General features: G+C 36.3%; 11 protein-coding genes and 1 pseudogene. 5 read left to right on the top strand and 7 right to left on the bottom strand.

Going from position 1 to position 15,425, the window contains the following annotated elements:
- Positions 1–202: 202 nt before the first annotated feature.
- Together RRF69_RS10395 and RRF69_RS10390 are read right to left on the bottom strand one after the other, a co-directional pair.
- Positions 203–430: a DinB family protein gene (locus RRF69_RS10395; RefSeq protein WP_316939720.1), complete on the bottom strand. Its 228-nt coding sequence runs from the start codon at positions 428–430 to the stop codon at positions 203–205.
- On the bottom strand, positions 411–713 hold the full coding sequence (locus tag RRF69_RS10390; protein ID WP_316939719.1) for a DinB family protein: 303 nt from the start codon (positions 711–713) through the stop codon (positions 411–413). Before RRF69_RS10390 ends, RRF69_RS10395 begins: the two co-directional genes overlap by 20 nt.
- A 46-nt stretch (positions 714–759) precedes the next feature.
- On the opposite strand from RRF69_RS10390, the gene hutI reads away from it, so the two are divergent.
- The 5 genes from hutI (at position 760) to secA (ending at position 7,145) form a co-directional block, all read left to right on the top strand.
- Positions 760–1,995: an imidazolonepropionase gene (gene hutI, locus RRF69_RS10385; protein ID WP_316939718.1), complete on the top strand. Its 1,236-nt coding sequence runs from the start codon at positions 760–762 to the stop codon at positions 1,993–1,995.
- A 168-nt stretch (positions 1,996–2,163) separates the two neighbouring features.
- On the top strand, positions 2,164–2,688 hold the full coding sequence (locus RRF69_RS10380) for a hypothetical protein (protein ID WP_316939716.1): 525 nt from the start codon (positions 2,164–2,166) through the stop codon (positions 2,686–2,688).
- Between the two features lie 87 nt (positions 2,689–2,775).
- Entirely contained in the window at positions 2,776–3,351 is a 576-nt protein-coding gene (locus tag RRF69_RS10375) for a cob(I)yrinic acid a,c-diamide adenosyltransferase (RefSeq protein ID WP_316939715.1), read from the top strand.
- Between the two features lie 89 nt (positions 3,352–3,440).
- A complete protein-coding gene (locus RRF69_RS10370) occupies positions 3,441–3,662 on the top strand; it encodes a DUF2795 domain-containing protein (protein WP_077809574.1) in 222 nt (73 codons plus the stop codon).
- A gap of 147 nt (positions 3,663–3,809) precedes the next feature.
- Complete coding sequence (secA, locus tag RRF69_RS10365) at positions 3,810–7,145, top strand: preprotein translocase subunit SecA (protein WP_316939714.1); 3,336 nt, start codon at positions 3,810–3,812, stop codon at positions 7,143–7,145.
- Between the two features lie 129 nt (positions 7,146–7,274).
- On the opposite strand, the gene RRF69_RS10360 is transcribed toward secA, so the two are convergent.
- From RRF69_RS10360 to RRF69_RS10335, 5 genes and pseudogenes are all read right to left on the bottom strand, one after another.
- On the bottom strand, positions 7,275–11,417 hold the full coding sequence (locus tag RRF69_RS10360) for a glycosyl hydrolase (RefSeq protein ID WP_316939713.1): 4,143 nt from the start codon (positions 11,415–11,417) through the stop codon (positions 7,275–7,277).
- A 139-nt stretch (positions 11,418–11,556) separates the two neighbouring features.
- Positions 11,557–12,222, bottom strand: coding sequence for a GTP cyclohydrolase I FolE (folE, locus tag RRF69_RS10355; RefSeq protein ID WP_410479456.1), 666 nt, complete (start codon positions 12,220–12,222; stop codon positions 11,557–11,559).
- Between the two features lie 167 nt (positions 12,223–12,389).
- The gene (gene hisS, locus RRF69_RS10350; RefSeq protein ID WP_316939712.1) at positions 12,390–13,754 is read right to left on the bottom strand and encodes a histidine--tRNA ligase; all 1,365 of its coding nucleotides are present in this window, start codon (positions 13,752–13,754) and stop codon (positions 12,390–12,392) included.
- Positions 13,755–13,843: 89 nt separating this feature from the next.
- Positions 13,844–14,787, bottom strand: a pseudogene (locus RRF69_RS11820) (YihY/virulence factor BrkB family protein).
- Positions 14,788–14,801: 14 nt separating this feature from the next.
- Positions 14,802–15,374, bottom strand: a complete 573-nt coding sequence (locus RRF69_RS10335) for a pentapeptide repeat-containing protein (RefSeq protein WP_316939709.1) — start codon at positions 15,372–15,374, stop codon at positions 14,802–14,804.
- Between the last annotated feature and the right edge of the window lie 51 nt (positions 15,375–15,425).

Here is a 15,425-nt window from a genome sequence, read left to right as displayed (position 1 = left end):
ACCAAAAAAGTCTCGGTAACAAGGTCGCAAAAAGAAAAGTTCTCAACAAAAACAGGACTGGCGGTAAGACGGCATACAATTGTATGACTCAAAGTTAGGAAATCGAAGATTCGACGTAGTCAAAATTTGCGCAGCGGAAAAGCAGGTATAGAATAGCTATCAACAATAAAACAAGAGACATGCCTCTTCTTACAAACCCACTTTATAGATAGCGTTCTTTTACAATATTCAAATGGTGAACCTGATGTCCAGAAAATAAATACCCCAAAGCTCTTACTGACAGGGTATTTCCAGAAGCCTCCCCTTTTCGTAATAAGGCTTCTTCAGAAAAACTCGTATACATTTGTAGGGTGCTTTTTCGTAAGGTCGCCATTTCATCAAGCAAATCGAAATAGTTCAATTGATTGGCATTACCGTTCGCTACAAACACATCTTGATCGAAACCAAGGCAAAGCTGTTTGGTCATTCCGAGCAAAACACAAGGCACGGTATGCAAAAACTCGTTCGGTATCAATCACATGCTGAATCAATTCTTTCAAGGTCCATTTGCCTTCTGCATAAGAAAATCCGTGTTTTTCCGCTGGAAGATTTCTCAATAATGCATCAAAGTCCTTTTGCGACTTTTCCAATTGAGTTTTTATAGACAACGGTTCAGCAGAAACCAATTGGATATAATGCTCAAAATAGCCTGCATATTCATTTTTTGGAATCATTCGCTTTCTTTTGTGTAAGTTTGTTATGCAAATCTAATCATTTTTTATGACCCAATTATTCATCAATATCAAAGAGCTGATACAGGTTCGGGAAACATCGGTTCAAAAAGTATCTGGAAATGAAATGCGCGTTTTGCCTACTCTAAAAAATGCTTTCTTACGGATAGAAAATGAGGTAATCAAAGACTTTGGTAGCATGGAAACTCTTGGAGACATTGCCGCCGATGCTACCATCGATTGCAGCAATCAAATGATTCTTCCAACTTGGTGCGACTCGCATACCCACATGGTGTATGCAGGAAACAGAGCCCAAGAATTTTTCGATCGAATTCATGGTTTAAGCTATGAAGAAATTGCCAAAAAAGGGGGCGGAATTCTAAATTCTGCAAAGCAATTAGAAAAAACAACCGAAGATGAACTCTATCAACAATCTGCAAAAAGAGTGAAAGAAGTGATTGCCATGGGAACAGGAAGTCTCGAAATTAAATCGGGCTATGGACTCACAGTGCAAGCAGAAATCAAAATGCTTCGTGTTATCAAACGTTTAAAAGAAACTTTTGACCTTCCAATAAAAGCCACTTTTTTAGGTGCACATGCTATTCCAGCTGCCTACAAAAACAACAAAGAGGGGTATCTCGATTTGATTATTCAAGAAATGCTTCCAACAATTGCTGCTGAAAATTTAGCAGATTTCATAGACATTTTTTGCGAGGTGGGCTATTTCGACTTAAAAGATACAGAACGAATTTTAGTCGCTGGAAAAAAATATGGGCTATCGCCCAAAATACATGTCAATCAGTTTCATTCTTTTGGCGGAATACAGCTTGCCGTCAATCATGCTGCACTTTCTGTTGATCATTTAGAGGAAATGACTACAGAAGACATAGAAGCTCTAAAAAACACCCAAACAATGCCTGTAGCACTTCCCTCCTGTTCGTTCTTTTTAGGAATTCCATACACTCCTGCGAGAAAACTCATTGCGGCAAATTTACCCTTGGCATTGGCAACCGATTACAATCCGGGCTCTACGCCATCTGGAAACATGAATTTTGTAGTAGCTACTGCCTGTATTCAAATGAAAATGACTCCCGAAGAAGCCATCAATGCGGCAACCATTAATGGTGCTTATGCTATGGGACTTGCAAACCAAGTAGGAAGCATCAGCAAAGGAAAACTTGCTAATTTTATCATCACCAAGGAAATTCCTTCGTATGGTTTTATTCCTTATAGTTTCGGAAACCCTGTAATTGAATCCGTGTACTTGAAAGGAAAAAAACAGTAAATTCTTAATTCATTTTCTTTAGGGATACACCGCTAATTTATTTTTACTTTTGCGGCTCAATACCTTTCCATGTTTTTTCAAGCTGTACAATATTTCATTTTTCTTTTTCACTCAAAAAATCAGCATGGAGTCCATTCTCCTTTTGTCTATCGTTTTATAACTCGCTGTTTGTATACTAAAGTAAATGCGAATAGCATCGCTGAGTTCAAAAAAATACAAAAACAAGTCTTACTAGGAAAACGCATAAACAATGCAAACTACTCGTTAAAAAAAGCCACCATCCTGATGCAGCTTTGTCAGTATTTCAAACCCACAGCTATTTTAGAAATTGGGCCTTCAACAGATTTTACGACTTCTATTGTACAAGCAAGCACTACATCTGCAAGGATTACTCCTTTAGAAAATTTTACTGAAACTGCACAGATTGCTCAAAACCAATCCTACGATCTGATCTTATTTGGAGGAAATTGTTCAAAAGAAGAAGCGATTGCATCCTTTGAAAATTGCCTTTTAGGCACTCACAACAAAACTGTTTTTGTCATCCAAGCAATCTATAAAAACAACGAAAGGGTTGCCCTTTGGGAATTTATCAAAGCACATCCAAAAGTAACAGTTACGGTAGATGTCTTTGAGTGCGGAATTGTTTTCTTCCGAAAAGAGCAAGAAAAAGAGCATTTTAAAATTCGGGTTTAATGGAGTATAAGAACTTTCCACTTTCTACTCTTTTACAACTTTAAAACTTTGTAACTTTACAGCTTTACAAAAAGAAACTTTAAACAAATGAAAATATACACAAAAACTGGTGACGACGGAACAACGGCCCTATTTGGCGGAACCAGAGTAAAAAAATCGAATTTACGAATAGATAGCTACGGAACTATCGATGAGCTAAATGCGTATATTGGTTTGATTAAAGATCAAGAAATTTCAGCAGCTTTACAAGAAGCCTTACTTAAAGTGCAAAATGACTTGTTCACTTTGGGTGCAATGTTGGCAACCCCTGCTGAAAAAGAAACATTAAAAAATGGAAAAGAGCGGTTGAACATCCCTAAGATTGATGGAACCTCCATTCTTTTTTTAGAAAATGAAATCGACAAATTAGAGCAAGATCTCCCACAAATGACCCATTTTATTTTACCTGGAGGGCATCAATCTGTGTCATTCTGTCACCTAGCTAGATGTGTTTGTAGACGTGCAGAACGCCTTTGTGTTGAATTAAATGATCAAGAACCCATTGATAATGACATTTTAAAATACATAAACCGACTTTCTGACTATCTTTTTGTATTGGCACGAAAATTGTCTAAAGACTTACTAGTAGCGGAGATTGAGTGGATTCCTACAAAAAAAAATTAAGTTCTTTATATATTGATTGTATATTTCTTAAAAAAGACTTGCATAATTGCGTAAAAAATTTATTTTTGCACAAAATTAAACAATAAGAAATGTATTGGACATTAGAATTAGCATCTTATTTAGCAGATGCCCCTTGGCCAGCAACCAAAGATGAGTTAATAGATTATGCTATTAGAACTGGATCTCCTTTAGAAGTAGTTGAAAATCTACAAGATATCGAAGATGAAGGGGATGCATATGACTCCATTATCGAAATTTGGCCTGATTATCCAACCGAGGATGATTATCTTTGGAACGAAGATGAATACTAAATTAACAGCAATATAAAAAGTCTCTCTCTGAGGCTTTTTTTTTGTTATATTTTGATCATACTATATGATTCAAAAGATCAAGAACTAACTTCTTGATTTATACTGAAATAAAGCAACCTAAAATTGTTGCATAAAAAATAGATCGCTATGAGCATATTAAATTCTGTAATCAAACTTTTTGTAGGTGACAAACAGCAAAAAGATTTAAAAATTCTTCAACCTATCATTGACGATGTAAAACGCTTTGAGGCCGAAATTGCGCAGTTAACCAACGATGAGCTACGAAACAAAACACTAGAATTTAAAAGCATCATTCAAGAAGCTATCAAAGAAATTAATGCCAAAATAACGGCCTTAGATTTGGAAGCAACAACTGCCGATATCGACAGACAAGAGTTTATCTATTCAGAAATTGACACCTTAAAAGATGAGGCATACAAAATTTCTGAAACCACCTTGTTGCAAATTATGCCAGAAGCATTTGCTGTGGTTAAAGAAACAGCAAAGCGTTTTGTAGAAAACGAAGAGCTTGAAGTTACAGCGACTCCCTATGACAGAGAATTGTCTGGTGAAAGAGATCACATTACATTAGAAGGCGACAAAGCATTTTGGGCAAATTCTTGGGATGCGGCAGGAAAACCAGTGACTTGGGACATGATACATTATGATGTTCAGCTAATTGGTGGCTCTGTATTGCATCAAGGAAAAGTAGCAGAAATGATGACTGGTGAAGGAAAAACATTGGTGTCTACCCTACCTGTCTATCTAAATGCCCTAACCGGTAATGGTGTGCATTTGGTCACCGTCAACGATTATTTAGCAAAACGTGATAAAGCTTGGATGGGACCAATTTTTGAATTCCACGGATTTACTACGGACTGTATCGACTACCACCAACCCAATTCAGATGCACGTAGAAAAGCCTACAATGCTGACATTACCTACGGAACTAATAACGAATTTGGATTCGATTATTTGCGAGATAATATGGCAAGCTCAAAAGAAGATTTGGTTCAAAGAGCACCCAACTATGCAATTATTGATGAGGTCGATTCTGTTTTAATAGATGATGCTAGAACACCATTAATTATTTCAGGACCAGTACCACAAGGAGATAGACACGAGTTTACAGAACTAAAACCCTTGGTCTCTGAATTAGTTAGCTTACAAAGACAACATCTTGTAAGTGTCTTAGCAGAAGCTAAAAAATTATTGGCCGAAGGAAATATAAAAGACGGAGGTTTTTTATTGCTGAGAGTCTATCGAGGTCTCCCAAAAAACAAAGCATTGATCAAGTTTTTATCTCAAGAAGGAATCAAACAAATTCTTCAAAAGACAGAAAACACCTATATGGCAGACAACAATAAGATGATGCCTCTTGTCGATGAAGACCTATGGTTTGTAATTGAAGAAAAAAACAACCAAATCGATTTAACCGATAAGGGAATTGCTCATTTGTCTGAAAAAACAGACAATGACACATTTTTTGTGTTGCCGGATATTGGTGTAAAAGTGGGTGAAATTGAAACCTCTGAAAAATCTCCTGAAGAAAAAGCCGCAGAAAAGGAAGAATTATACAAAGATTTTAGTATCAAAAGTGAGCGTATTCACACCATGAACCAACTCTTGAAAGCATATACTGTTTTTGAAAAAGATGTGGAATATGTGGTGATGGAAAACAAAGTCATGATTGTTGATGAACAAACCGGTCGAATCATGGACGGTCGTCGCTATTCTGACGGACTGCACCAAGCCATCGAAGCAAAAGAAAATGTAAAAATCGAAGACGCTACACAAACCTTTGCAACCATCACACTTCAAAACTACTTTAGAATGTATCGAAAACTGTCTGGAATGACAGGTACTGCGATTACAGAAGCTGGAGAATTGTGGGAAATATATAAGTTGGACGTTGTTGAAATTCCAACAAACAAACCCATCCAAAGAGACGACAAGGACGATTTAGTGTACAAAACTGCACGCGAAAAATACAATGCCGTCATCGAGGATATTGTAAAACTAGTTGCTGAAAAAAGACCAGTTCTTGTAGGGACAACTTCTGTAGAGATTTCTGAATTGCTAGGTAGAATGTTACAAATGCGGAAGATTCCTCACAATATCTTAAATGCAAAATTACACAAAAGGGAAGCTGACGTTGTTGCTGAAGCTGGAAAACCAGGAGTTGTAACCATTGCTACGAACATGGCCGGTCGTGGAACTGACATTAAACTGGCAAAAGAAGTAAAAGATGCAGGAGGTTTGGCAATTATTGGTACAGAACGTCATGATTCGAGAAGAGTCGATAGACAGTTAAGAGGACGAGCAGGAAGACAAGGGGATGTGGGTTCCTCTCAGTTCTATGTCGCTTTGGATGACAATTTAATGCGTTTATTTGGTTCCGATCGAATTGCAAAAATGATGGACAGAATGGGCTTGAAAGAAGGCGAAGTCATTCAGCATTCTATGATTTCAAAGTCTATTGAAAGAGCACAGAAAAAAGTAGAAGAAAACAACTTTGGAGTGCGAAAACGGTTGTTAGAATACGATGATATTATGAACGCCCAAAGGGAATTTATCTATAAAAGAAGACGAAATGCCTTGGATGGGAAACGTTTGCAAATTGATATCGCAAACATGATTTACGAAACTTGTGAAGCTGTCATCAATCAAAACAAACCGGCTAAAGATTTTCAAAATTTCGAATTCGAGCTGATTCGATTTTCAGCAATGTCCTCTCCTTTTTCAGAAAAAGAGTTTGAGAACATGTCTGAAATAGAACTTATCGACAAACTATACGAAATTGTTTCCAAACACTACAAAAGCAAAATTGAAAGAAATGCCGTTTTGGCTTATCCAGTTATTAAGGATGTATATGAAAACGAAGGCGATAAATACGAACGTATTGTAGTCCCTTTTACCGATGGAAGCAAATCCTTACAAGTAGTCACCAACCTTAAGGATGCTTATGAAAGTGCTGGAAAAAGTTTAATCACCGATTTTGAAAAAAATATCACGTTAGCAATTATCGATGAAAACTGGAAGGATCATTTACGCAAAATGGACGATTTAAAACAATCGGTTCAGAATGCATCGTATGAGCAAAAAGACCCATTATTAATCTATAAATTTGAAGCTTTTGAGTTGTTTAAAATGACCGTAGCAGAAATCAATAGAGAAGTATTGTCTTTCTTGTTTAAAGGAGAATTACCGTCTAAAGATACCAACCAAATTTCAGAAGCCCGAAGTCAACAAAGACAGAGTTTGAATACTTCTAAAGCTACTGTGCAAAACTCTACTGAACAAGCAATTTCAAATTCGCGTCAGCAACAAGAGCCTATCGAGACTATCGTAAGAGACCAACCCAAAATTGGAAGAAACGAACGTGTAACCATCAAAAATGTCATGAGTGGCGAACAAAAAGAAGTAAAATTCAAACAAGCCATTCCATTGATCGAAAAAGGAGAATGGGTTATTGTCAGTTAGTCCATGGAATTGTGTAAAAGTTTAACTAGTGGTGATTAATCATTAGTACCTAATTATAGTTTAAAATTAAAGTTCCAGCTAAAAAGAAAGACTTTTTAGCTGGAACTTATTTTTTTTGGACAACAGTGCTTACTGCTTCATGAGCTTTTTAGAAATCATCCCTTTTGAAGTTGTTATTTGAACCATATACAAACCACTCGACAATTCTTCTACAGATACTTTTTCTAAGTTGTTTGTAACTGTTTTCACCAAACGTCCTTGTAATGAATAGATTTGAACCTTGGTAACACTCTCGGACTGCGATCTAATAAAGAGCTGATTTCCAACTGGATTTGGATACATTAAAATAGAATCCTCCAACACTTCATCTTCTACACTTAAAGAACCACAGTTACTCCCAACTTCATAAGAAAGATATTTGGTAACCGCTAAGCCACCCGCAAAAGCAAATTTACAGGCATAACGAATCGTTTCACCAGCTTGTAACCCCCCAACAGTCTTAGAAAATTTCAAGCCACCTATTGGATCCATTTGAACTTCTGCAAAAGGAGATTCTTTCCATAAATAAGCTATTACCCCTGATCGATTGGTATCCAACAATTCAAAAGTAATCTCAACATTGGACCCTACTGTTTCAAAAGTAACGCTATATCCTGTTGAAAAGGATCCTTCTCGAGCTTCAGTTGATGTCTCTGAACACGATTGTACTTCTGCTACAGAAATACTAATAATCTGTGAGACTCCTACTCCCCCATTCGTATCCGTTACAGTTGCTTTCAATTGATGTGTTCCTACTGAGGCTCCCGTCCATGTATAACTATATGGAGAGCTAGTGTCTTCACCAAGTTTTGTAGTGCCATCATAAAATTCAACCTTTGCAACAGTTCCATCCAAATCGGATGCCGAAGCGGTTAATGTAATGGGTGTTCCTTCCGAATAGGCAGCATTATTTACAGGAGATGTAAGATTCACCGTTGGATTGGAATTGGAAGTTTCTTGCACCAAAACAAACACCTCACTTTGGGCTGAATAGCTCCCATTACTTACTTCCAATTTACATTTGTAGATCCCTTTTTCTAGATTTGAAATCGAAGGTGAAACTGTTGTCGGATCATTAAATGCAATTGTTGAAGGACCATATATTTGACTCCATTGATAGCTAATTCCGCCTCCATCAGGATCATAGCTTGAAGTTCCATCGAGTGTTGCCGTTGAAGCTGGTAAAACAACCACAACATTGTCGCCTGCGTTGGCTATTGGCGGAACATAACTTAAAGGTGTAGAATAGGTGAAATTCATTTTCCCTAAATTAAATTCGCCACTTGTGATGACCACTCTTAGAACATGAATTCCGCTAGTAAATTCAATATCATTGACCGTTTTACTCGCCCAATTCCCCCAATCGTTGGTAGTAGTAACAGTGATGTCTGGACTAATTTTTACACCGTCAATTTCAAGATAAAAAGGACCTCCACCACTAGGATTTCCGGAGGAATAACGAAAATCTAGATTGTATTTTCCTGAATTTTGAACATTAATAGTGTATTCCATCCACTCACCTGCAGAAAACCAACCCACTATTTTCCCTTCAGAAGTATTATTTTCAGCATCGACATATTCATCTAGTCGATAATCACCCTCATTTTTTTGAGAAGCATCGACATAACTAATATTTTGTCCTACTCCCCCTTCAAACACATCGTAATTTCCAGGTTCGATAATCCCAGGAATTGCTGAAGGAACATCAAAAAATGATACTTGCTCTCCCACTTGTACTTTGATAATGTTGGTCACATTAAAATTGGTACCTGCAAAAACTTTTGCATAAAACCCATGAATCCCCATAGATAAATTTTCAGCTTTCAAATCATATGGGGCTGAAGTTTTTGAACCAATCAAAGTGGCTCCGTCATAAAAATCTACTTGGGTAATTCCAGTTCCAGAAGTGGCAACACTTAAATTCACACTTCCATTTGCATAGGCTTGATCAAAGTCGGAACTTAGAACTCCAGATACTGAGGCATCCATACTTGTTGCCATTTGGCGCGCAGGTACATCCAAAGAATACCCATCTGAGAAATTGATAGTGATAGGAGCATTTGAATAGTTGTGCCCTACATAGGTAACTACCCCATCTTTTGCAAATGCTGCTGCAATTGGATGATCGGCAGTGATTGAGACGGCTACCGAACCCATAGCATTCATTCCGTGCAACCAATGATAGGTTTGAGCATCAGAAATTCCAAATTTTATCTCCCGATCTGGATAAGAATCATACAAATCAATCGCAGCTTGTGGATCGATAAAAGACAAGTACTTCCAATACACATCATGCCATAAATTTGGATTGACTTGATTGCCAATAATTCCTGTTTGCTGTGTAATTTCATTCCAAAGTTTTTCAACATAGGTGGTATTGTGTCCTAAATATAGAGATCCTCCATGAATTGGGTACAATTCAATTCCGTAAGAAGCAGCAATATCTCCAGTCCAAAAAGTACCATTGTCATAGGAATTTCCCCAAACTCGAGAAACTAAACTATAGGGTTGGGTAGCAGAAAAATTTCGTTCGTACATGTCAAACCAATACTCTTCAATCGCTGTTTGTTCGGTCGTATAAATGTAAATACCTAAATCTCGAATGTCCTCATTATTGGTAATACTTCCCCAGTGAATGAGTGAGGAGGCAAATTGCATACTTTCTGAAGTTGATTCCTGATCATTTCCTTGCGGAAAAGTTGCAAAACCATTTGCCCAACTATGTCCTGCATAAGGACTAAAATTTCTCAAAAACGGAAAGGTGGTGTCATTTCTGTCTGATGAAGCGGCATCTCGTACCAAAAGGTTAATCATTTCACCCCATTGACTAGCCCATCCTAGCTCAAATTGTTCCATAAAGGCTGCTGCATGAATAAAATATCCCCAATGGAAATGATGATCATTAAGATTTGAATCTTGCCCATGACCTGCAGGATATCCTAATAAAGCTGACCAATCAGAATTGTAATGAAATAAGAAAGCAACTTCTCCAGATTGATAAGACAACCAGTCTTCCAATCGTTCTTTTACCGTAGCAATCATTTTATCTCTTGCAACTGTATTCCCCATTTGATCAGCAATTCTTGCAGTCTGAATCAAACGGTTCATTACCTGACCTTCATTATACGAATCGGTCCAATCGGCCATTCCATCGTTTTCAATTTGACTGATTTTTGCATCTAAGGCAGAAGGATTAAATCCTTCGCTATAATTTGCCAAATACGGCAATGTAGGTAAGATTCCTTTGAAAGTATTTTCAACTGTAAATGTATTTCCTTCTAACATTTTTAACTGACCACGTATTGAACTATAGCTGGTAACTGTGGGTTGTGGAGATGTACTTTTTAAATTATTCCATTGATGTGGTAATAATCCCAAAAGCATGTTAGTTTCGCTTCCTTCTTTGACTTCTGTTGTTACTGCGAAGGTTGAACTTACAATAGAAGTTGTTGCATCAACATTCCAGATCGTAGTCGTATTGGTTGGAAATACATAAGCGTATTTTTTAAATGTTTGCGCTACCGTAGAAATACCAGAGGTATTTTGTGGCAACATTGCCATAGACCAATAAGTTTTTCCGTTCAATGTTGAAGAAAATGTTGTTCCTGACTGAGTCCAAGTACTTCCAACAGGAGCATAAAACACAAAATCGGCACCACTGGATGCATTTTCAACAAGCAAAAGTTCGTTGGAAATACTAGTCGTACCTGATTTAACCTCAATTTCGACAAGGTCATCTGCATCTTTTTCAAAGTATAAAAACGGCATCCCTATACCTGCAGTTGTGGTCAGTTCATGACTGCTGTCTTTCCAATTCATCGAAACTGTCCAATCTGAATAGTCAGAAACAGTGGCTTGTGTCGTATTTAAACCAGACAAACGAACCTCTATGGGTGATGAATCACCAATAGGACCTGAAGGAATATAAGTAACAATCAATCCTGAATTGGTTGTTTTAAGCGTCATCGGATAATTGAATAAATTATCGGCATGATTTTCTTTAACTAATTTTGACCACCAATCATTTGTAGGTACAGGTTTCCCGAGTGCATTCCCAGATAATTGAGGAGTTCCTGATGGATACCCGTTTCTACCTGCTGCATCGGCTCCTGGATAAGTCTTCGTATAACTCCCACTTCCCACTGGAACTGTTTGAGAAAATAGAAATTGTGAAATGAGAAAAAAGAGAATAAGCAAAGGTTGCTTTACTGATGTAAATTGAATATCATTCATTTAGTAATTGTTTTTTGTAAATTTAAGAGGATGCTGTCAGAATCTGACAAAAAAGAACTCTACAATTACCATACAAAATAAAAAAACCCCATTTTGAAAATTTCAAAATGGGGTTTTGTATGATACAAATACACTACAACTAGAATTTAGTATCCATTTGTAAATATTGTAAAAATTCTTTTCGAGTTTCTTTTTCTTTAAACTTCCCACCAAATTCTGAGGTCACAGTAGAACTCTCAATGTCTTTAATTCCTCTTGAGTTGACACACAAATGTTTTGCGTCAATTACACAGGCAACATCTTGAGTACCCAAAGCTTCTTGCATGGCTTGAACAATTTGCATTGTTAAGCGCTCTTGAACCTGAGGTCTTTTAGAAAAATACTCTACAATACGATTCATTTTAGACAATCCAATTACCTTTCCGTTAGAAATATAAGATAAATGTGCTCTTCCTATAATCGGTAATAAGTGGTGCTCACAGGTAGAATATACCACAATATTTTTTTCTACTAACATTTCACCGTAGTTGTAATTATTGTCAAAGGTAGAAGCTGAAGGTTTGTTTGCAGGATTCAATCCCATAAAGATTTCGTTGATAAATGCTTTGGCTACTCGTTTTGGAGTTCCTTGCATGCTATCGTCTGTTAAATCCATTCCTAAAGTTTGTAAAATATCTTTTACACTCTCTTGTATTTTTTCAATTTTTTCATTGTCAGAAAGGTCAAAAGCGTCTGCTCTTAATGGGTTTTGAGCAGAAGTCGCCACATGGTCCTCTCCTATTTGGTCTATTCTTTCGTCATTCATTTTGCTATTCAATTCAAACATTTCAATCAATTATTAAAGTGCAAATTTACGTGTTTGCAACGTATTAATTTATTTTTTTATCAATTATTCTTAGGATTCAATAACTTTCAAACCGTGGTTTCTAGAAATGATTCCACAACCTCATCAATCTATCTTTGAGAATGAAGCTATTTCAAATGTTGAATTAGCTCAGAAAGAGAACAGTTTGATTGTTCGTTTGTAATCATATTCTTTAGTGTGAACACATCCTGATCTAGGTGAGACACCACATGTTCGATGGCTCTGTTCGAAATATATTTCCATTGTTTTTTTTGCTGTTTGTTCGATGTTGCCAAATCCGGATAAAATTCACATTTGATTCCATTTTCTCTCAAGCTTTTGATAGCTTTCATTTTAAGAAGATCAGTTGTAGCATCAAAATTTAAAAACACGACCTTAGGTGTTGGCAAATCGACTGTTTGAAACAAACCTAATTCTTCTAACACCAAATAAATACGATCCAATCCAAAAGAAACACCAACTCCAGATACCTCCTTTAGTCCAAAAACGCTGGTTAAATCGTCATATCTTCCTCCTCCACCAATAGACCCCATTTGTACGCCTTTTGGAGCGCTAACTTCAAAAATTGCACCCGTGTAGTAGTTCAATCCTCTTGCCAAGGTTACGTCCACTTCTAAACGTGCAGATTGAAGCCCTAATGCTTCTACTGAGTCGATTACAAAGCGTAACTCCTCCACTCCCTTCGTTCCTTCTTCTGAAGATTTTAAAAGGGTCTCTAGTGAAGCTAACTTGTTAAGATTAGTCCCAGAAAAATCAAACAAAGGCTGTACTTTTTCAATGGCATCTTCAGGAATTCCTTTGGATAGCATTTCTTTAATTACCCCCTCTTTTCCTATTTTATCCAGCTTGTCAAGAGCTACTGTAAAATCGATCAGTTTGTCTTGCGCACCTATTACTTTTGCAATTCCTGATAAGATTTTTCTGTTGTTTATTTTTATAGTTGTACCCAATAAGCCCAATTGACTGAATACAGTATCGTACAATTGAATGAATTCTACTTCTTGCCATAAGGATTGACTCCCAACTACATCTGCATCGCATTGAAAAAACTCTCTGAAACGTCCTTTTTGTGGTCTGTCTGCTCTCCAAACAGGCTGAACTTGATATCGTTTGAATGGAAAGGTAATTTCATTTTGGTGTTGTACTACATATCTTGCAAAAGGAACGGTAAGGTCATAACGCAAGGCTTTCTCTGAAATCTGAGGAGTTAATTTGATACTGTTTTTTTCAGATAGATTTTTATCGTCAGCCTTTGCTAGATAGTCTCCAGAATTTAAAATTTTGAAAATCAATCGATCCCCTTCTTCACCATATTTTCCCATTAAGGTAGCTGAATTTTCAAAACTCGGGGTTTCTATAGGCTGAAAACCGAAAGTTTCAAAAGCCTTTTTAATCGTATCAATTATATAGGTTCGATTGGCAACTTCTACTGGCGAAAAATCTCGGGTTCCTTTTGGGATGCTTGGTTTCATATACTAAATTATGGATGATACAGTACAAATTTTGAACAACCTATTCGAAATGTGTATTTGCATCGGCAAATATCGTGAAAAAGTTATGATTACTCAGAAGTTGGAGTCCTTTTATTTTGCTGTCTTAAACGATACAAAGAAGCGTTCAATTCAAAACCGAGCAATAAAATGATGGAATTGAGCCATACAAACAACATCAATATTAAAAGAGTCCCAATAGACCCATAGAGCTGATTGTATTGTGCAAACTTGACAACATAAATTCCAAAAACATAAAAAGTACACAAAGACAAAATTGTTGTTAAGATTGCTCCAGCAGAAAAGAATTTGGTTTCCTTTCCTTGTTTGGTACCATACCTAAAAAGCAAAGAAACAATAGTAAAAATCATGATTAAAAACAACAAGCCTCTTCCGAAATAAAACAAATCTAAATCACTGGTATTCAACCAACCATTATCGTCTATTTTAGACAATGCTACCTTAGTATAAAACCACCAATCCTACTGTTACTATTAAGAAAAAAAGAAGTCAGTAACGAAACGCCTAAAGAAATAAAATACGCTTTAAAGACGTTTCTAAATTCGGTCACATGATAAGAATATTCAAAACCTCCAAAGATGGCATTGATTCCGTTGGTCATCAAAAAAATAGACAATAAAAACCCAAAAGATAGCAAGCCTCCATATTGATTGTTGATGATATCACCAATAACGACATTGACTGCTTCGAAGGTTTGTGGGGGCAGTATATCTTTGATAAAAGAGAACAATCCTTCTTGAAAACCCTCAATAGGGATGTAAGGTATTAAGGTTAAAATAAAAAGTAAAAATGGAAAAACTGCCATAAAAAAACTAAATGCAATTCCACCAGCTCTTGAGGTCAAAGCTCCTTTTACAATTCCTACAAAGTACATTTCCAGAACATCGTACAAAGACATTCCTTGTAAGCCTGGAATTGTAATCTTTTTCCCAAACTTCACCAACAAATTGATAACGGGTATTTTTTTTAAGTTATTTTCAATTTCTGTACTCATTTTGTAAAACGATCTTAATCTATAATAATTTGATACTGTAGGAGCAATCCATCAATAGTATTTCTATTAAATCTCGCAGCTTTTAAGCTGTTTTTTTCTGGGGAAATTGAAAAATTAAAAGCCGTAGTAAAATCTACTTTTTCTAAATTTGTTTTCTCAAAAATAGCCTTTTTTAAATCACAACCGTCAAAAATTGAAGAACTGATCCAAGCTTCAGTAAAATCGACTTCCTCCAAATTACAATTTAGAAATGCTGTCTTAGGGAGTTTTACTTGATAAAATGATGAAAAACTCAATTGACAAGATTGAAATCGCATTTGTAACAGAAAAGGATCACACTCATTAAATTTAACACCAATCATCTTGCAATGCATAAAAGCCACATCTCTGAAGGCTGTGTGTTTTACAATACTATTGCTAAAATTACAATCTACAAATTCACATTGAACAAACTGAATATTGGACGCATGAATATTTTCAAAATTGCAATTGGTAAACGTACAATTATCGTACTCCCCTTTTTTGATTTTAGTACTCGTAAAATCAATTTTAGTATAAGACTCACTATCAAAATAATTGTCTGTCATTTCTGATATATTGTTTAATCAGTTACAAGGTTAACCGTTTTTAAAGTACAT

It is taken from the genome of Polaribacter sp. HL-MS24 (assembly GCF_032758595.1).
Classification (GTDB): domain Bacteria; phylum Bacteroidota; class Bacteroidia; order Flavobacteriales; family Flavobacteriaceae; genus Polaribacter.
The sequence above is the reverse complement of the archived record's forward strand: the minus strand, read 5'-3'. Positions and strand labels throughout refer to the sequence as shown.